The sequence below is a fragment of the Curtobacterium sp. C1 genome (assembly GCF_021049325.1).
GTDB lineage: Bacteria > Actinomycetota > Actinomycetes > Actinomycetales > Microbacteriaceae > Curtobacterium > Curtobacterium citreum.
In genome coordinates, this window is sequence record NZ_CP088076.1 from 2,895,394 (window position 1) to 2,913,682 (window position 18,289).

20 protein-coding genes are annotated in these 18,289 nt (G+C 70.6%); 11 read left to right on the forward strand and 9 right to left on the reverse strand.

Translation table 11 applies throughout. The annotated features are described in order from the left end of the window. Positions 1-7 precede the first annotated feature (7 nt). From LQK89_RS13880 to LQK89_RS13895, 4 genes are all read right to left on the reverse strand, one after another. A complete protein-coding gene (locus tag LQK89_RS13880) occupies positions 8-910 on the reverse strand; it encodes a carbohydrate ABC transporter permease (protein ID WP_174777539.1) in 903 nt (300 codons plus the stop codon). After that, a complete protein-coding gene (locus tag LQK89_RS13885; protein ID WP_231049464.1) occupies positions 907-1,863 on the reverse strand; it encodes a carbohydrate ABC transporter permease in 957 nt (318 codons plus the stop codon). Before LQK89_RS13885 ends, LQK89_RS13880 begins: the two co-directional genes overlap by 4 nt. A gap of 11 nt (positions 1,864-1,874) precedes the next feature. Then, entirely contained in the window at positions 1,875-3,266 is a 1,392-nt protein-coding gene (locus tag LQK89_RS13890; protein ID WP_231049465.1) for an ABC transporter substrate-binding protein, read from the reverse strand. A 117-nt stretch (positions 3,267-3,383) separates the two neighbouring features. Then, positions 3,384-4,445: a LacI family DNA-binding transcriptional regulator gene (locus tag LQK89_RS13895; protein WP_231049466.1), complete on the reverse strand. Its 1,062-nt coding sequence runs from the start codon at positions 4,443-4,445 to the stop codon at positions 3,384-3,386. 191 nt (positions 4,446-4,636) lie between these two features. Between LQK89_RS13895 and LQK89_RS13900 the strand changes: the two genes are divergently transcribed. The 3 genes from LQK89_RS13900 (at position 4,637) to LQK89_RS13910 (ending at position 7,640) form a co-directional block, all read left to right on the forward strand. Next, complete coding sequence (locus LQK89_RS13900; RefSeq protein WP_231049467.1) at positions 4,637-6,598, forward strand: alpha/beta hydrolase; 1,962 nt, start codon at positions 4,637-4,639, stop codon at positions 6,596-6,598. A 104-nt stretch (positions 6,599-6,702) separates the two neighbouring features. Continuing rightward, the gene (locus LQK89_RS13905) at positions 6,703-7,101 is read left to right on the forward strand and encodes a hypothetical protein (RefSeq protein WP_174777537.1); all 399 of its coding nucleotides are present in this window, start codon (positions 6,703-6,705) and stop codon (positions 7,099-7,101) included. A 41-nt stretch (positions 7,102-7,142) separates the two neighbouring features. After that, the gene (locus tag LQK89_RS13910; protein WP_231049468.1) at positions 7,143-7,640 is read left to right on the forward strand and encodes a hypothetical protein; all 498 of its coding nucleotides are present in this window, start codon (positions 7,143-7,145) and stop codon (positions 7,638-7,640) included. Between the two features lie 31 nt (positions 7,641-7,671). On the opposite strand, the gene LQK89_RS13915 is transcribed toward LQK89_RS13910, so the two are convergent. Continuing rightward, complete coding sequence (locus LQK89_RS13915) at positions 7,672-8,055, reverse strand: winged helix-turn-helix transcriptional regulator (RefSeq protein WP_174777535.1); 384 nt, start codon at positions 8,053-8,055, stop codon at positions 7,672-7,674. Positions 8,056-8,118: 63 nt separating this feature from the next. Here LQK89_RS13915 and LQK89_RS13920 point away from each other — a divergent pair, with 63 nt between their 5' ends. Next, the gene (locus tag LQK89_RS13920; protein ID WP_058741091.1) at positions 8,119-9,108 is read left to right on the forward strand and encodes a nuclear transport factor 2 family protein; all 990 of its coding nucleotides are present in this window, start codon (positions 8,119-8,121) and stop codon (positions 9,106-9,108) included. Between the two features lie 96 nt (positions 9,109-9,204). Next, positions 9,205-9,945: an SGNH/GDSL hydrolase family protein gene (locus LQK89_RS13925; protein WP_231049469.1), complete on the forward strand. Its 741-nt coding sequence runs from the start codon at positions 9,205-9,207 to the stop codon at positions 9,943-9,945. A 111-nt stretch (positions 9,946-10,056) separates the two neighbouring features. Here LQK89_RS13925 and LQK89_RS13930 read toward each other — a convergent pair whose 3' ends face one another. Then, on the reverse strand, positions 10,057-10,998 hold the full coding sequence (locus tag LQK89_RS13930) for a LysR family transcriptional regulator (protein ID WP_058741093.1): 942 nt from the start codon (positions 10,996-10,998) through the stop codon (positions 10,057-10,059). 72 nt (positions 10,999-11,070) lie between these two features. On the opposite strand from LQK89_RS13930, the gene LQK89_RS13935 reads away from it, so the two are divergent. Together LQK89_RS13935 and LQK89_RS13940 are read left to right on the forward strand one after the other, a co-directional pair. Next, positions 11,071-12,108, forward strand: coding sequence for a putative oxygenase MesX (locus tag LQK89_RS13935; protein WP_231049470.1), 1,038 nt, complete (start codon positions 11,071-11,073; stop codon positions 12,106-12,108). 20 nt (positions 12,109-12,128) lie between these two features. Further along, positions 12,129-13,178, forward strand: a complete 1,050-nt coding sequence (locus tag LQK89_RS13940) for a methionine synthase (protein ID WP_231049471.1) — start codon at positions 12,129-12,131, stop codon at positions 13,176-13,178. 60 nt (positions 13,179-13,238) lie between these two features. Here the strand turns inward: LQK89_RS13940 and LQK89_RS13945 are convergent, their stop codons facing one another. The 3 genes from LQK89_RS13945 to LQK89_RS13955 form a co-directional block, all read right to left on the reverse strand. Next, entirely contained in the window at positions 13,239-13,688 is a 450-nt protein-coding gene (locus LQK89_RS13945; protein WP_231049472.1) for a hypothetical protein, read from the reverse strand. A 103-nt stretch (positions 13,689-13,791) separates the two neighbouring features. Continuing rightward, entirely contained in the window at positions 13,792-14,325 is a 534-nt protein-coding gene (locus LQK89_RS13950; protein WP_231049473.1) for a hypothetical protein, read from the reverse strand. Positions 14,326-14,660: 335 nt separating this feature from the next. Next, positions 14,661-15,530 carry a serine hydrolase domain-containing protein gene (locus LQK89_RS13955; protein ID WP_231049474.1) on the reverse strand — a complete coding sequence of 290 codons (870 nt, stop codon included), beginning with the start codon at positions 15,528-15,530 and terminating at the stop codon, positions 14,661-14,663. Here LQK89_RS13955 and LQK89_RS13960 point away from each other — a divergent pair. From LQK89_RS13960 to LQK89_RS13975, 4 genes are all read left to right on the forward strand, one after another. Continuing rightward, positions 15,529-15,936, forward strand: coding sequence for an SdpI family protein (locus tag LQK89_RS13960; RefSeq protein ID WP_231049475.1), 408 nt, complete (start codon positions 15,529-15,531; stop codon positions 15,934-15,936). The genes LQK89_RS13955 and LQK89_RS13960 overlap by 2 nt on opposite strands. Positions 15,937-15,944: 8 nt before the next feature. Then, positions 15,945-16,370 (forward strand): PRC-barrel domain-containing protein, encoded by a 426-nt coding sequence (locus LQK89_RS13965; protein ID WP_231049476.1) that lies wholly within the window; start codon positions 15,945-15,947, stop codon positions 16,368-16,370. Positions 16,371-16,392: 22 nt separating this feature from the next. Further along, positions 16,393-16,788: a hypothetical protein gene (locus tag LQK89_RS13970; protein WP_231049477.1), complete on the forward strand. Its 396-nt coding sequence runs from the start codon at positions 16,393-16,395 to the stop codon at positions 16,786-16,788. Between the two features lie 157 nt (positions 16,789-16,945). After that, positions 16,946-18,127 (forward strand): FAD-binding domain-containing protein, encoded by a 1,182-nt coding sequence (locus LQK89_RS13975; protein WP_231049478.1) that lies wholly within the window; start codon positions 16,946-16,948, stop codon positions 18,125-18,127. The last annotated feature ends 162 nt before the right edge of the window (positions 18,128-18,289 follow it).

Genomic DNA, 18,289 nt, shown 5'->3' on the forward strand with positions numbered 1-18,289 from the left:
GGAGAGGTCATCCCTTGACCGCTCCCGCGGTCAGGCCGTCGAGCAACTGCTTCCGGAGGAGCAGGAACACGAGGATCGTCGGCACGCTCGCCAGGACGGCACCGGCCAGCACGAGGTCGTACGAGCGGTTCTCGGACGCGAAGATCGCGTTGAGGCCGAGCGGCAGCGTGTACTGGTCGGAGTTCGACACGAGCACGAGCGGCCAGAGGAACGAGTTGTAGCTCTGCAGGAAGCTCCACACGGCGAGCGCCCCGAGGGACGGGCGGAGCAGCGGGAGCACGACGCGGCGGAACGTGCCGAACTCCGAGTTGCCGTCGATGCGGGCGGCCTCGATGATCTCGTCCGGGATCGACTGGGTGATGAACTGCTGCATCATGAAGATGCCGAACGCGGGCGCCACCCACGGCACGATGAGCGAGAACCACGGGTTCGCGAGCCCCGACTTCACGACGAGGATGAACAGCGGCACGAGGATCACCGCGAACGGCACCGACAGCGACGAGAACATCACCGCGAACAGGACCCGCTTCCCCCGGAACCGGAACTTCGCGAACCCGTACCCGGCCATCGCGCAGACGAAGACGGACACGACGGTGGCGATCACCGCGGTGCCGACGCTGATGCCGAACCACGCCCAGAACGGCTGCGTGGTGAGCAGGTTCACGTAGTTCTCGCCGGTCGCCGGACTCGGGATGAGCGTCGGCGGCGTCGAGAAGATGTCGCCGCGGCGCTTGAACGACCCGGACAGCGCCCACAGCAGCGGGAACACGAACACGAGCAGCAGCACGATCAACGTGGCGTAGAGGAGGCCGCGGCGGGCGACCCAGCCCGGGGTGCGTGCCGGACCGGAACGGGGTCGTCGGCCGGCGCCCCTGGTGGTCACGGCCTCGGTGACGGTGGTGGCGGTCATGCGTCGTCCCTCCCGATGGCGAGCGCGCGGTTGAGGATCTGACTGACGCCGAACACGACGACGAACAGCACGACACCGGCTGCCGCCGCGTACCCGAACTGCTGCCGTTCGAACGCGGCGCGGTAGATGAACATGGCGACGGACAGGGTCGCTTCACCCGGTCCGCCCTTGGTGAGCAGGTAGGGCTCGTCGAACAGCTGGGCCGCACTGATGAAGGACGTCACGACGACGAACGCGGTCACCGGACGGATCGCCGGCAGCGTCACGTTCGTGAACTTCCGGAACGTCCCGGCGCCGTCGAGCGACGCGGCTTCGTACTGCTCCGGCGACACGTTCTGCAGGGCCGCCAGGAAGAAGATCGTCAGGTACCCGACCGTGCGCCAGAGCAGGACGAACCCGATGGCGACCTTCGCGAGCGTCGGGTCGCCGAGCCAGTCGGTGTTCGGCAGCCCGAACAGTGCCTTGAGCGTGGCGTTCAGCAGCCCGTAGTTCGTGTCGAACACCAGGCTGTAGATGAGCGCGATCACGATCGGCGACAGCACCATCGGGATGAAGAACGTCACGCGGAACAGGTCACGGGCGCGCAGGCCCTTCGCGTTGAGCGCCTGCGCGACCAGGAGCGACACCGGCACGATGACGAACACCGCGATGAGCGTGTAGATCAGCGAGTTGACCAGCGCCGTGCCGAAGCTCGTGTCCCGGAACAGGTTCGTGTAGTTCCGGAGCCCCACCCAGTCCGGCGTACCGAGCCCGACCCACTCGGTGAGCGACAGGTACACGGCGGCGAGCACCGGCACGATCATGAACAGGGCGTACAGGACGTAGAACGGCGCGATGAACAGGTACGGCGCACTGCCGCCGTTCGTGTTGAGCCGGCGACGACGGCCGGCGGGCGGATCCGTGGCGGCGGTCGTGGCGGACACCGGGATGCCGGTGGCGGTGGATGTGGACAACGTCGTCCTCCTCAGGCGCGGGTCTGACCGCGGAAGTCGGCCGCAGCGGCGTCGAGCGCCTGCTTCGGGGAGATCTGGCCCTTGTAGGCCTTGATGAGGTACCCGCTCAGGACGGTCTGCAGGATCGCGGCGTTCGCGCTCTGGTGCTGCGAGGGCACCTCGTCGACGACCGACTTGTAGACACCGAACAGCTGCTGTCCGCCGAAGTACGGGTCGCTCATCGCCGCGAGACGCGGGTCGTCGTACACCGAGCGCAGGGTCGGCAGGTAGCCGAGGTCCTGGTACCGCTTGACCTGCTGGTCGGGGTCCAGGTACGCGGCGAGCACGAGGTCGATGCCGGCCTGCGTGAGCGGCTTGTCGCGGAGCACCGCGAACCCGGTCCCGCCGCCGACGCTCGTGGTGCTGCCGCCGCCGGCGAACCGCGGCAGGTTGCGGACCCGCCACTTCCCCTGCTGCTCGGGCACGTTGGGCTTGATGCCGTAGCTCGCGTACCAGGACGGCATGTCGACCGCGAGGATCGTGCCGCCCTTCAGTCCGGACTGCAGACTGGGTCCGTACATGTCGGCGACCGTGGCGATCGCGCCGGACTGCACGCCGTCGACCAGGAACTGCAGGGTGCGCTCGGCCTCGGGCGTCTGGATCGCGATGTCGCCGGACTCGTCGTACAGGTCGCCACCGCGCTGGAGCAGCAGGATCTGGTAGCTCTGCAGCGTTCCGCCCGGGTCGGTCACCGCGACGGCGTGCAGCGAGACGCCCTTGCTCTCGTTGAGCTTCGCGCCGACCGCCATCGTCTCCTCCCACGTCGCCAGGTCGTCCGGGATTCCGAGCGCCCGGAACTGGTCGGCGCGGTGGTAGTAGACGCACAGCGGGGTGTCCGAGTCGAGCGCGTAGAGCCGCCCGTCCTTCGAGAACGGTGTCAGGCGCGCACCGATCAAGTCGTCCTTCCGCGAGGCGACCGACGGTGACAGGTCGCTCAGGAGCTCCTTCGCGATGTCGCCGCGGAGCATCCGGCAGAACGCGCCGATCTCGAGACCCGCGACGTCCGGCGTCCCGGTGCCCGCGACGGCCTGCGCGATGAGCTTCGTCGGGATGTCGGCCGCCGCGATGGTCGTGATGTCGAGTGCGTAGTCGAACCGCGACTTCCGGTCCGCGACGGGCAGCGCCTGGGTGAAGAACTTCTCGTAGCCGGGGTCGTGCGTCCAGAAGGACAGGTCGGCCCGGCCGGAGCGGACGGCGGCGGAGGACTGCGGTGAGCACGCGGCGAGCAGGCCGCTCAGGGCGGCGGCTCCGCCGGCCGCGGCACCCCAGCGGAGCAGGTCGCGTCGGCTGGGTGCACGGCGGTCGGACCGGCCTGGAGGATCGGGTTCGGTCCGATCCGTGGGTCGCGTCGGTACTGGGGTCACGAACGAACTCCTGACGTCGTCGTCGGGTGGGTGTCGGGGTGGTTGTCGGGGTGGACGCGGGCGCGAGTGAGCGCTCACGTGCGGGACGGACGCGAGCCGCGCCTCCCGTCCGGGGGTTCAGTCGGCGGGGCGGAGGTGACGGCGCTCGTCGGAGGGCGGTGCGCTGGTGGCGCGCGTGACGAGCTGTCCCGGGAGCATCCGGTGCCGCTCGGCGGGCGGGTGGCCCTCGAGGGTGCGGAAGAGGCGGTGCATCGCGAGGCGGGTGGCCTCGTCGAAGTCCTGGCGGATGGTCGTGAGCGGCGTGGGCAGGAACGCGGCGATCGGCATGTCGTCGAAGCCGACGATGCTGATGTCCCGCGGGACGGACAGACCGGCGTTCTGGATGGCGGACATCGCACCGATCGCCATCTGGTCGTTGGCGACGAACACGGCCGTGACGTCGGGACGCGTGAGCAGCGAGCGCATGGCGTCGTGGCCGCTCTGCGGCGACCAGTCCCCCTCCACCGGCGCGTGCTCCGCGACGCCCGCGTCCTGGAGCGCCGCACGCCACCCGGTGGTGCGGCGCTGGCTCGAGGTCCAGTTCGCCGGACCCGCGATGTGCCACACCGTCTCGTGGCCGAGCGCGAGCAGGTGGTCGGTCGCTGCGAAGGCGGCGCCGGTCTCGTCGAGACCGACCGCCAGGGTGTTCGCGCGGTCGGCGACGTCCGGCGGGCCGAGGGTCAGGATCGTGACGCCGTCGGGCATCCGGAGCTGGTCCATCTGGTTCTCGACCGGCTCGGACAGGACGATCGCCTCGACCCCCTGCTCGACGAGGGAGTCGACCGCGGGCTGCAGTTCGTCGGCGAGGGCCGTCACGGTGCGGACGACGGCGAGCGCGTAGCCGTTCGTGCGACAGGCCTGCTCGACGCCGGTGAGCATCGCGGTCGGGCCGTAAAGGTTCGTGCCGATCGTGATGAGCCCGACGCGGCGGGAGCGCTGGGACTTCAGGGACCGGGCGGCGGCGTTGGGGCGGAAGCCGAGCTCGGCGATGGCGGCTTCCACCTTCGCGCGGACGGTCTCGGTCACGTGCGGCTCGTCGTTGACCACGCGGGAGACGGTCTTCTGCGAGACCCCGGCGAGCGCGGCGACGTCGGTCATCGACGCCGGGCGGAGGCGGCGTACGGGGGCGTCGTCGCGCATGCTGCCAGCTCCTTCGCTGCGTCGAGAGGGCCGCAGGGAGCGGCCGTGCAGCAAGACAACCACGCCGTTGTCTACGTAGTCAAGCCTGAGTCGGGAAGTCGGGGCCGAGACTGAGGTTGCACATTTCACCGAGTGCGACGAAGATCGTCGACACGCTGGACCGAGTACGTTCCAGTCAGGGCGGGGGGCTCATGGTGGGGATCGACTACGACAACGGATCAGCCGCGCGACTCGAACGAGCCGCGACGACGGCTGCGCAACGGCTCCGCGCGCAGGCAGCCGCGCGGCGGACCGCGGCAGAGTCTGCGCGAGAGGACTTCGACGGCGCGTACGCGAAGCGCTTCGACGAATCGGCACGGATCGAGTCCGAGGACCGGGCCAAACTCGCCCGTGTCCTCGACGAACTGACCGAGCAGGTGCACCGAGCAACAGCCGCCGCCGACCAGGAGCGCACGCGGCGGGCGGAACTCGCGGCGTGGCAGCAGCGGCAACAGGCGCGGGACGACGCTGCTGCCGCCTCACCGCTGGGCATCTTCGGCGTCCCGGGTGTGCAACCGCTCGACATCCGACCTTCCGAGACGCCGGTGTCACCGCCGGAGGTGTCAGCGGCGTTCGCACCCCGGGCCCGGACGCGCACCGGCGGCGGGACATCGGAGGGACGGAGCGCCGCGGATCCCACCGCCCTCCGCGGCTTCGCTTCGACGACTCGTGGGCTCGACCGCTCCGCCGGCGCTGAGCGCACGGCGGTCCGGAACGCTTGGACGGCCTTCACCTCGACGTGCGGGTGGGCCCGGATCGGGAGCGCGTCGTTCCTCGGCGGCTTCGATCGTCTGCTCGACGAGAACGCCGAGGACGCCGCTTGGCTCGACCGGATCGCTGACGCCTTCGACCGTGCCGGAGGTCAGGGGACGTTGTCGAACGGCGTCCTCGACATCGCCGCGGCGGCCGAACTCCCCGCAGGGATGACCGCGCTCCTCGCCCCCGGCCTCACCGCCACCCAGGTCGCGGCGCTGTGGGCCGAGCTCGGGTTGACCCCGGCCGACCGGCGCGACGTCCAGGCACTCCCGCTCCCGGTGCTCCGCCAGCTCGGCAACCTCGAGGGAGTCGCCTACTGGGCTCGGGACGCTGCGAACCGGGACGTGCTGGACGACTTGATCAGCACGGCTGAGCAGCGCCTTCGTGACCTGGAGCGATCGACCACCTACGACCCCGGCGGCGCCGCCTACGCCACGGCCTACGAGAACCTGACGGCCCTCAAGAACATCCGGATCGCCACTGACGACACGACGAACGAGGGGGCGCGCTTCCTGATCTCGCTGGATGACGACGTCGTCCCTCCCTTGGCCGCGATCTCGATCGGTGACCTCGACACCGCGAAGAACGTGACCTGGACCGTTCCGGGCATGGCCACGGACACGAAGGGCATGACCGGCTGGACCATGGCAGCACAGAACCTGTACTCCGAACAGGGTTCGAGTGGGCCCGAGGAACGCGCCGTCGTGTCCTGGGTCGGCTACTCCACCCCGCCGCAACCGGTCATCCAGGGGCAACTCGACTTCGGCGTCCTCGGCACGAAGTACGCGAAGGACGGCAGCGAGAAGCTCGCGACCGCGCTCCGCGGTCTGAACGCCGCGCGCGGGGACGACTCGTTCTCGAACAACATCGTCGCCCACTCGTACGGTTCGACCACCGCGGCCTACACACTGACGAAGCCGGACATCCACGTCGACACCTTCACCACGATCGGCTCGGCAGGCCTCCCCGACACGGTCGACAACGCATCGGACCTGCACGCGGACCACGTGTACGCAGGACAGGCCCAGAACATCTGGGTCTTCGAGCCAGGACGAGGCGACCGATGGGCACAAACCGGAAGGCTGAGCTGGTCACACGGCCAAGATCCCACCGACCCCGACTTCGACGCGACCGCCTTCGGGACGGACGGCGTCCCCGGTGACGACGAGAAGCTCTCCGTGGACGACCACAACGTCCTCACCGATGACCACCGGGGATACCTCGACAACGACACCGAGTCGCTCTACAACATCGGGCAGGCCACGACAGGCCATCCTGAAGCGATGACCAAGCACGAGCCCAAAGGACTGACGTGGTACGAGAAAACCGTCCTCGAGCAGATGCAGCAAGTCCCGTGAGCGCCAGGCGTGCCCACAACGAACGGTCGATCACGACCGCGGCGTTGCTCTGCGCCACCATCTTCGCCCTGACAGCATGCAGCAACGATCCAGGAGAACCCACAGTGAAGCCCTCCCAAGCGGAGCAGTCCGTCGTCGAGTTCGTCGAGCAGTCGTCCGCAGCAGCGGGCGGCGAGTGGGAGCACGTCAGCGGACCGGGCGTCCGGGAGTGCGCGCAGGAGAATGGGGCTCCGGGAACGATGTTCGTGTACATCGTCAAGCGTGCCGATTCGACCGATGCCGACGCGCGCGCCGACGTGCGGGCGGTCGGTGAACGCTGGAAGGACCTCGGCGTCGACGTCGAGTGGTACGAGAGCGGCGGGGCGGATCCCGTACCCGGAGTCCGAGGGCGAGGTGGTCCGGTGATCTCGGCGAGCTTCAACGCGAAGCCCGGCAACTACCGACTCTCCGCGACGTCACAGTGCTCCGACGGCTCGCCGGACGAGCTCTCACGAGAGGGCTGACGGCACGCCGTCGTCGTACACGCACCGGAGCGTCGGTTCGCATGATGTCCAGATGGCCACGAGCCCTCGTCCAGTCGGCCCTGCTCGTCGGCACGCTGCTCGTGCTGTCCGCCTGCAGCGACGACACGACGGAGCCCTCGGTACAGCCCTCGGAAGCGAAGCAGTCCGTGATCGAATTCGTCGAGCAGTCGACGACCGCCGCCGGCGGCACCTGGGAGCACCTCAGCGGTCCGGGCGTCCGAGAGTGCGAGCAAGACTCCGGTGCACCCGGCACGATGTTCGTCTACGTCATGAAGCGGACTGACACCTCTGGCGCTGATGCCCGAGTCGACGTGCAAGCGGTGAGCAAGCACTGGCGGGACGCCGGAGTCGACGTCGACGAGTACCAGAGCGGTGGGCCCGACCCGGCACCGGGAGTCCGCGGGCGCGGTGGGCCGGTCGTGTCGGCGAGCTTCGACGCCTACCCGGGGAACTACCAGATGTCGGCGACGTCGAAGTGCTCCGACGGGATGCCCGACCAGCAGCGACTCGAGAACTGACAGCGGCCGCCGCGGTGCGGGGCAGGAGCGGTCACCGACCGTCCACGATCGCGTCCGCGTGCTCGACGATCCAGTCCATCAGGGGCACGAGCCGCTCGGCCAGCTCCTGCCCGGCACCCGTCAGCGAGTAGTCGACCCGCGGCGGCACCGTCGGCTGCACGTCCCGGTGCACGATGCCGTCGTGCTCCAACGTCCGGAGCGTCGAGGCGAGCATCTTCTCGCTCACGCCCTCGATCGTCCGGCGCAGCGCACCCCACCGCACCGGCCCGTCCCGCAGTGCGAGCAGGACGAGGACGCCCCACCGGCTCGTGACGTGGCTGAGCACCACTCGCGTCGGACACGCCGTGGGGAACCGGACCGGTCCGTCCGCAGGGGTGTCCTGAGTTCCGTCCGGGACCGCGATTCCGACGTCCATGTCAGTACCGTACGGAGAAGTGCCTCCTTCCGGCCAGTGCACGCCCGACCTACCGTCGTCGCCATGCAGCCCACGACGAAGCACCCGCTGACGAAGCACCGCACCCGCCACCGCGCCGCCCTCGTGGGCGGCGCCGCCCTGGTCACCGGCGCCGCCCTGCTCGCCGGACTCGGCGTCCCCGCGACCGCCAGCGCCGCACCGGACGTGACCCGCGCCTCCCGGTCGGCCACGATCGCCGACGGCGGGACCACCGCCTCCCGTCTCGACACCGCGACCGAACGCCGGAACCGCTGCGCGGTCGTCACGCTCCTGACCCGGACGTTCGTGGACCCGACCAGCCCGGCGGCCCGCCGCCTGGCGCAGACGCTCGTCGCCCCGGAGGCCGTGACGCACACGAACGGGGCGAGCGCCGGCCCCGCCGGGGTCCTGGCCGAGTTCGCCGCCGACCGCGCCCGCGTCCCCGGCGCCCACGCGGTCGTGAAGCACGTCGCGGCGGACGGTGACCTGGTGGCCGTGCACTGGCAGGTCGCACCCGACATCCACGACGAGCGCCGTGGGGACGCGGCAGTGGACCTGTTCCGGCTGCGGGACGGCCGGGTCGTGGAGCACTGGTCCCTCGACCAGGCCATCGCGACGGGGAAGCCCGCCAGCGGCAACACGAACACGATGTTCAGCGACCTGTACCGCCCGGCGCGACCGACGCCGCCCCCGAGCGAACGCCAGGAGGAGCGCAACCGGACCTTCGCGGTGTCCGCCTACGACACCCTGTTCCGGGACCACGACGTGTCCGTCCTCGACCGCGACTTCGACCCCGCGTACCTGCAGCACAACCCCGTCGCGCCGAACGGGACGGCCGCCCTCAAGCAGCTGTTCGGCAGCGGCGCGCAGTTCCCCGCCCAGCAGTCGGTCATCTCGCTCGCGGACGGCGACCTGGTGTGGACGTTCTCGCAGCCGGTCGGGGCGGCACCGGACGCGCCGCTGCTCGCGGCCGACCTGTTCCGCGTCGACGGCGGGCTGATCCGCGAGCACTGGGACGTCGTGCCGACGAGCTGAGCGCCGGGAACGGGCGGGCGGTCGCGACGAGCGTGGTCCCGGGTGCGCGCACCGCGCCCGGGACCGCGCTCGGGTGACGGTGGGAGGATGGCGACGATGCACACCAAGTTCGCGGTGATCGGCGACAGCTTCGCCGAGGGGGTCGGCGACGAGTGGCCCGACGGCTCGCCCCGGGGGTGGGCCGACCTCGTGGCCGATGGCCTCGCCGCTGCCTCCGACCGCACGTTCACCTACGCCAACCTCGCGATCCGCGGCAAGCTGCTCGCGCCGATCCTCGACGACCAGCTCCCCGCCGCCCTGCGCCTCGGGCCGGACCTGCTGAGCATCAGCGGCGGCAACAACGACATCCTGCGCCCGCGGGTGTCGATCGCCGCCAACGCCCGACGCATCACGGCCGGGCTCGACGCCGCCGTGCGCACCGGCACCGACGTGCTCTTCGTCACCGTCGCGGACATGACCCGGCACCTGCCGCTCGGCCGGCTCATCCGCCGACGCGGGGACGAGTACGCGGACCACATCCGGTCATGGGCGGACCGGCCGAACGTCACCGTGGTCGACAACTGGACGGACGCGGGGTTCCAGGACCTCGCACTCTGGGCGCCGGACCGGCTCCACCTCAACACCCTCGGCCACCGGCGGGTCGCGGCGAACGTCCTGACCGCCCTGGGCGTCCCCCTGCCGACCTGGGACGGGGCCGTCCGGCTCGCGGAGCGCGCGTCCACGATCGAGCACCTTCGCGTCCACGTCCTGCCGTGGGTCGGCAGACGCCTCACCGGACGGTCGTCCGGGGACGGGCGGACCCCCAAGAGCGCGACGCTGGGTCCGGTCCGCGAGTAGGGAATCGGCCTGGAGGCGCGACCCAGGTGACGGACGCAGGTCGCGCCTCCAGGCCGGCCACCACCCACACGGGCGACGCGAGCCCGCCTGCCGGGCCGCCGCCCGCCGGGCTCAGCCCAGCGGCTCGACCCCGTAGCTGACGACCACCGCACGCAGCTCGTCCAGGTACGCCTGCGCCTGCACCGTGAGCGGCACCGACGCGTGCGCGATCCACCCGATCTCGATGCGCTCGTCGACGTCGAGCGGGATGGCGACGATCTCCGGGTCCAGGTCGTCGCTGATCAGCCCCGTCGAGATCGTGTAGCCGCCGAGACCGATCATCAGGTTGAAGATCGTCGCCCGGTCCGACACCCGGATCTCCCGCTTGCTCGACATCGTCGACAGGATCTCCTCGGCCAGGTAGAAGGAGTTGTTCGCGCCCTGGTCGAACGTCAGTCGGGGCAGGTCGGCCAGGTCCTCGAGCGTCGCCCGCTCCCGCGACGCCAGCGGGTTCCGTCTGGCCACGAAGATGTGCGGCTGCGCGACGAACAGCGGCGTGAACACCACCCCGGCGTCGCGCATGAGCTTCCCGAGCACCTGCCGGTTGAAGTCGTTGCGGTACAGGATGCCGACCTCGCTGCGCAGGGTGCGGACGTCCTCGATGATGTCCCACGTGCGGGTCTCCCGGAGCGAGAACTCGTACTCGTCCGCGGCCGCCGCCTCGACCATGCGGACGAAGGCCTCCACCGCGAAGGAGTAGTGCTGCGCGGAGACGCCGAGCAGCCGCCGCGAGGCCTGCCGCCCGACGTAGCGCTGCTCGAGCAGGGAGACCTGCTCGACGACCTGGCGGGCGTACCCGAGGAACTCGACCCCGTCGACGGTGAGCACGACCCCTCGGGCCGACCGGGTGAAGAGCGGGCGGCCGATCCGGGTCTCCAGGTCCTTCATCGCCGCGGACATCGTCGGCTGCGAGACGTAGAGCAGGTCGGCCGCGGCGGTGATCGACCCCTCCGTCGCGACCTCGATGAAGTACCGGAGCTGCTGCAGGGTGATGTCGTTCGACACGCGGGCCATAGGCAGAGGCTATACCGCCGCATAGCAACTGCGGATTACCTGATGACCCGCGCCCGCGGTCATGATCGGGGGATGGCGAACGACCTGACCTTCCGGATCACCCGGACCCGCTTCGACGAGGACTACTCCCCCGCCGACAGCTCCCGGCTGACCACGAACTTCGCCAACCTGGCGCGCGGTGAGCACCGCCAGCAGAACCTCCGGAACGCGCTCGGCATGATCGACGAGCGGGCGAACGACCTGGCCGCGCCGTCGGCGTCGGCGGCGGCGGCGGCGACGTCGGCTTCGCACGCGTCGTCGGCGTCGCCTGCTGGCGACTCGCGCCGCTACGCGGTCGAGCTCGACATCGTCTCGGTCACCGCCGAGTTCGACGACGGGGCGACCGACGTCGCGTTCCCGCTGCTCGAGATGCTCGACGTCACGATCGTCGACCAGCACACCGGCGAGCGCCACCACGGCATCCTCGGCAACAACTTCTCGTCGTACCTGCGCGACTACGACTTCTCGGTGCTGCTGCCCACGCTCGACAGGTCCGCCGGGATCCCCGCCGACTTCGGGCTGCTGCACGGCCGACTGTTCCAGCACTTCCTGGAGTCCGACGCCTTCCGGTCCGAGTTCGACCAGGAGCCCGTCGTCTGCATCAGCGTCTCCACGAGCCAGACCTACCGCCAGACCGCGACGGTCCACCCCGTGCTCGGCGCCGAGTACGCGCACGAGCACTCCTCGCTGACCGACGACTACTTCGGCCGGATGGGCATGCAGGTCCGCTACTTCATGCCCCCGGGTGGCAAGGCCCCGCTCGCGTTCTACACGCGCGGCGACCTGCTGCACGACTACTCGGACCTGCAGCTCATCGGCACGATCGCGACGATGGAGACGTTCCAGAAGATCTACCGCCCGGAGATCTACAACGCGGACGTCGTCGCCCCGGCCACCTACCGCCCGACCCTCGAGCACACCGACTTCACCGTGCCGCCCGTCACCTACGACCGCGAGGAACGGAGCCGCCTCGGCGTCACCCAGGGCCGCTGGACCGAGGAGCACCTGGTCAAGCCGCACCGAGCACTCCTGGCACGTCTCGCCGCCGACACCGCCGTCCCGACCCGTTGAACGACTGGAACCCCGCCCGCATGAGCACCCTCCTCCCCACCGCCATCGTCGGCAGCCTGCCGAAGCCGTCCTGGCTCGCCGAGCCCGAGCGACTCTGGTCCCCCTGGCAGCTCGAGGGCGACGCGCTGACCGAGGGCAAGCAGGACGCCCTCCGCTCCGCCGTCCACGAGCAGGAGCGCCGCGGCATCGACATCGTCAGCGACGGTGAGCAGACCCGCCAGCACTTCGTCACCACGTTCATCGAGCACCTGGACGGCATCGACCAGGAGCGCAAGGAGACCGTCCGTATCCGCGACCGGTACGACGCCGCCGTCCCGACCGTCGTCGGCGCGGTCAGCCGTCCGGAGTCGGTCTTCGTCGAGGACGCGAAGTTCCTGCGCGCGCAGACCGACCGGCCGATCAAGTGGGCGCTCCCCGGCCCGATGACCATGATCGACACCCTGTCGGACCAGCACTACAAGAGCCGCGAGAAGCTCGCGTGGGAGTTCGCCACGATCCTCAACCAGGAGGCCCGCGAGCTCCAGGACGCCGGCGTCGACGTCATCCAGTTCGACGAGCCCGCCTTCACCGTCTTCCACGACGAGGTGCAGGACTGGGGCGTCGCCGCACTCGAGCGCGCTGCCGAGGGGCTGCACGCCGAGACCGCCGTGCACATCTGCTACGGCTACGGCATCGAGGCGAACAACCGGTGGAAGGAGACCCTCGGCGCCGAGTGGCGGCAGTACGAGCAGTCCTTCCCGCTCCTGCAGCAGTCGTCGATCGACATCGTCTCGCTCGAGTGCATCCACTCCCACGTCCCGCTCGAACTCGTCGAGCTCATCCGCGGCAAGAAGGTCATGCTCGGCGCGGTCGACGTCGCCACCGAGACCGTCGAGACCCCGGACGAGGTCGCCGAGGTGCTCCGCCGGGCGCTCGATTACGTCGACGCGGACAAGCTCATCCCGAGCTCGAACTGCGGGATGGCGCCGCTGGCGCGGGGTGCGGCGCTCGGGAAGCTCGGTGCGCTGTCCGCTGGTGCGGACATCGTGCGCGCGGAACTGGCGAACGTCGCGGTGCCGGCTGGGCGGTAGCGGCGCGGCTCCAAATTGGCCTGGAGGCACGGCTCGGCCCCGACAGGCGGGTCACGTCCGTCATTCCTGGCCGTCCAGGCTCATCCGGTCGAAGTCGCCCACGAAGCACTGCGAGCTGGCATCGATCGTGTAGCCGCGGGGGTCGGCGCGGAAGTCCGACGAGCTCACCGGGCCACCCCGGCCCCGGACGCCCAGGATCGGGTCCTCGCCACCCGTCTGGTAGCGCTCGGTGGTGACCCCGAGGTCCTTCCAGTGCTGCTCCACCGCCTCGACGTCGGCCTTCGGGTCGGCGCTCGCGGACCGGACCACGGCGTAGACGTACCGGACGCCACCGACCCCGGGGGCGAGGCCGCACTTCCCGAGTCCGGGCCCCTCACTCGGTTCCCACCCGTCGCCGACGACGTCGGTGGAGTCCTCGACGAACGTGACGACGGACTGCTTCGCCTGCTCGGGAGTCTTCCCGATGCCGGCACTGCAGCCGGTGAGCACGACCCCGGCGAGCAGCGCCACTGCGGTGGCTCGGCGACCAGTGGCGGCTCTCCGCTGGGCGGGTCCCACACGGGAGTTCCTCGCAGACCGGTCGGCGTCTGCGAGGCGCACCCTCGTCCGGAGATCAGCGCTGCCGGACACGGTCGCTCCACTTCGGGAACGGCTCCGAGACACCCGGTTCGGATGCATCGGGGAAGTCGGCGGGGTCCCGCAGTGCGATCGCCTTGATGAGCTCCGGAGCATCGTGTGCCCAGAACGCCTCGCTGTACACGCCGAGCGAGCACTGCCCGTTCGGTCGCACGTTCCAGGTCACCCACCATCCGTCGCCGGTGTCGGCCCGGACCTCGTGATCCGTACCGACCTTCGCGCTGCTCCAGCGCCACCCTTCTTCGTCGAAGTAGCGCTGCATCGGCTCGAGGTCCTGCACCGCGCCGGTAGCACCCTCCGGTTCGATGATCCGCACGGCTCGGAACGCGTAGGAGTTCTCCTTGGTCGCACCCTCCGGCGCCTCGCCGAACGCGTCGTCGCCTGCGGGCAGAGGACGGACGTCGCCGCCGTTCCGGTACCACTTGCCGTCCCAGATCTGTCGTTGTGCGGCTACGAGCACGGCCTGCCCGTGCTCGTACCGCTCGCCAGCCAGCTCGAACTCGTCCTGCAACGAGAGACCGGCTCCCTGCTCTTGCGTCGTGCCTGCTGCGTCTCGCGCGCCCCGTCCGCCTCCGCTGTCCGAGGCACACCCGGTCGTCGCGAGCACCGCGGCCGCGAGCGCAGTCACGATCGCGCCGCGCGGTCGTAGACGGGAGCGATGCATTCGCGGGTCCCTGGAAGCGCCGTCTGCAACAGCGACGCGGGCATCGGCTGCCCCGTCATCGAACGCCATCGTCACGCACACCCCCGTGTGGCTCGCAAGTTGGTTCCCGACACTACCCAACGACCGGCCGTCCCGTCCGTCCAGCTGCCTCGACCTCGACGGGTCGGTCGTGTCGATCGGGATCAAGCGTCTCTCGCGCGCAGCGCTTCCCGTTCGACGAGCGCCGCCGCGATCGCATTGGCTGCGTACGGCGCCTTCGCGAGCGTGTGCACCACGGCGGTCACTCCCGCTGCCCGGGCGATCACCGCACCCGCGGCCCGGACTTCGCCGTTGATCCAGCGAGAGCCCTCGTCGCGCTGCCAGCTGACCGTGCGGGTGGGCGGTGCACCCGGTTCCAGCGCCCACTCGCCGTAGCGGCAGAGGTCGTCGAAGGTCGACCAGACCCCGCCGGCCGATGCGAACGAGGATTCACCGAGCGCCCACGGTCGGATGGCGCGACCGAGGAACCTCGGCATGATGCGCTCCGATGCAGCCGGCACCAGTGTCGCGGAACCGATGCCCGCCGGGCGCAGGACCTGCTCCTCCACGGCGTCGAACCAGCTCCCGCGCACCGCGTCGAGGACCGCCCCGAGGAGCGCGTACCCGAGGTTCGAGTACACGTACTGCCCCCTGGGCGTCACCGGCGTCGCGGTCGTCAGGTCCAGCGGCACCCCGACGGCCGGTCGGTACGGGTCACGGAAGAGGCTGTCACGGATCGTCGGTGGTACCCGGGCCAGCCCAGAGGTATGGCGGACGAGATCACCGACCGTCATCTCGCCGTCGGGCACGCCGGGCAGGTACGACGCGACCGGCCGTCCGAGCTCGAGCGTGACCGCGGCCGTCGTCCCGACGAGCCCCTTCGTGATGCTCCCCCACTCGAGCAAGGATGCCTCGGCGTACCGTCCGGCGGGCTCGCGGACGGACTGCCAGCCGTCGGTCGTCCGAAGGCTCGCCCGCCATTGACCACGTGGAACATTGCCGTTCATGTACCAGCACGCTAGCGTCGTCACCATGCCTGGAGCAATGGTGTCCGCACTCGTCGTCGAGATCGGTGGAGCGGTCCTCGTGATGTGGTTGACGTGGCGGGCTGCGAACGGACAGCTCGGTCGGAACGACCTCGCCGGCATCCGGACGCGGGTGACGATGTCCAGCGACGAAGCCTGGCGGACCGGGCACCGAGCGGCGCTGCCTCCGACGCTGATCTCGGGCGCGATCACGATCCTCTGCTGCGCAGTGTGCATCGTCGCGCCCGCGCTCCGCACACCCGCGTCGGTGATCGTCGTGTCGGTCGTCCTCCTGGGCGGCGCACTCCTCTCCATCCCTGTTGCCCACCGCGCGGTAGACCGAGCGGAGCTCGGGGATCGGACCGGTCTCGAGGACGCGCAGACTGACACGCCCGCAGCAGGCCGAGGGCGTTGACTACACGCATGATCACCAAGGCCCAGATCCACGAGGTGGAGCACGCGACCGTCCGAGACCGCGACGGCGCATCCGTCGGCAAGGTCGCACAGGTGTTCCCCTCCGACGAGGACGGCAGCGCCGCCTTCATCAGCGTCGCCACCGGACTCCTCGGCAGCCACGCCGTGCTCGTCCCGGTCGAGGACGCCACGTTCGACGGCTCGGACCTGCACGTCGGGTACACGAAGCGCGCGATCAAGGACGCACCCTCCACCGGCGCCGGGAACACCCTGTCCCTCGCCGACGAGAACGCCGCCCGCAAGCACTTCGGACTGTCCCCCGTCGGCAAGGCCACCGGCGACATGGGCGACCCGCACGAGAACCTCGACCAGGCAGGCACCGGCCCGGCCGGGGCAGACGACACCGAGGGCGCGGGCACGACGCCACCGGCCTGAAGCGCACCGTCACGAGGACGACATGGTGGACGAGCAGGACCTCCAGGCAGGTCTGCCGCGCGGAGCAGACGCCGCCCAGCAGGCGCAAGAACAGCGAACCATCGCCGAGCTCAACAGCCGCCGGAAGGCCTTCCGCGTCGTGGCCACGACCGGGTTCCTCCTCCCGCCGGCGATGTTCTTCCTCCCGCTCGCGCTCTCGGTGCTCAGCGGAGGCGACCACCCCGGCGCGATCGTCACCATGACCGCGGCGTGGGCGGTGCTGGTGTCCGCGACCTCGTTCGCGGTGATGGCCTCCACGAAGCCGGGCGGCCATCCGTGGGTGCACCAGATCTGGGCGGTCCCCGCCGCGATCATCGCGATGCTCCCCGGCGCCATGACCGCACTCGTGGCGTACGGGTTGCTCGTCGGAGCGTCGTAGGAGGCGCCCACACGACGGACGTGCGCCGTCGCGCCCGCGGGATGCGTGCCTCCAGGCCGGACTGGAGGCACGGCAGCCGTCCGCCCCGCCGCTCGCGTCCCAGCCGTGTCACCCCGGCACACGGCTCCCCCGGCGCCGGCAGGCGCAGGATGGCGAGGTGACCACGCCCACCCGAGCAGCCGGCCTCGACGCCCTGCGCGCGTTCGTCCCGCACGCCGGCGCCGACTACCGGCGCGACCGCAACCACGACACCGGTCCCGCGCGGACGAACGTGTCCGGTCTGTCGCCGTACATCCGGCACCGGCTCGTCACCGAGCAGGAGGTCGTCGACGCCGTGCTCGAGCGACACAGCCTGCACACCGCGGAGAAGTTCGTGCAGGAGGTCTTCTGGCGCACCTACTGGAAGGGGTGGCTCGAGCAGCGTCCCGAGGTCTGGCGCCGCTACCGCGAAGAGGTCCGTGACCTGCTCGCCGGCGACCTGCCCGCGCACTACGAGGACGTGGTCGCCGGGCGGTCCGGGATCGAGGCGATGGACGCGTGGGTGCGTGAGCTCGTCGAGACCGGGTACCTGCACAACCACACGCGGATGTGGTTCGCGAGCATCTGGGTCTTCACCCTCGAGCTGCCCTGGCAGCTCGGTGCCGACTTCTTCTCCCGACACCTGCTCGACGGTGACGCCGCCTCCAACACCCTGTCGTGGCGCTGGGTCGCCGGTCTGCAGACCAGGGGGAAGACGTACCTGGCGACGACGGAGAACATCGCGCGGTACACCGACGGCCGTTTCGCGCCGACCGGCCTCGCGACCGAGGCCCGAGCGCTCGACGAGGAGCCCTTCCCGGCCGCGGTCCCGGTGCCGTCCGACGACGTCGACGGCCGCATCGGCGAGCGCGTCGGGCTGCTGTTGCACGAGGAGGACCTGGAGCCCGAGAGCCTGCTCGCGGAGCACCCGTCCCTTGCTTCGTCGATCCGCGCAGTCGCCGTGGCCGCGGACCCCGGGCAGCGCTCCCCCGCCGAGGTGTCGACCGCGGTCACGGCCTTCACCGCCGGTGCGGTCGCGGACGCTGCGTCGCGGACGACCGATGCGACGGTGCTCAGCTCGATCGAGCCGTCCGCCGTCCTCGACTGGGTGGGCGCTGCGGACCTGGACACGGTGGTCGTCCCGTACGCGCCCATCGGCCCCGTCCGGGAGCGCCTGGACCTGTTGCGCACACGGCTCGGCGCGGAGGGCGTCGCGCTCGTGACCGTCCGCCGGCAGTGGGACGGGCGAGCGTGGCCGTACGCGTCGCGGGGGTTCTTCCCGTTCCGGGAGCGGATCCCGGGGTTGGTGCGGGGGCGGTAGTCGACGCCGGTTCGGCGAGCCGCATGGCCGGCTCTGTCACGGCCTGGAGCCTCGGGGCGAGTCCGCCCCGCAAGCTCGCATGACAGGTCGGACGGTTCAGGACGACCGGGAGCAGCCGGCCGAGTTCGCGCCCGGTGCGCAGTCTTCGAGGTGTCATCGACC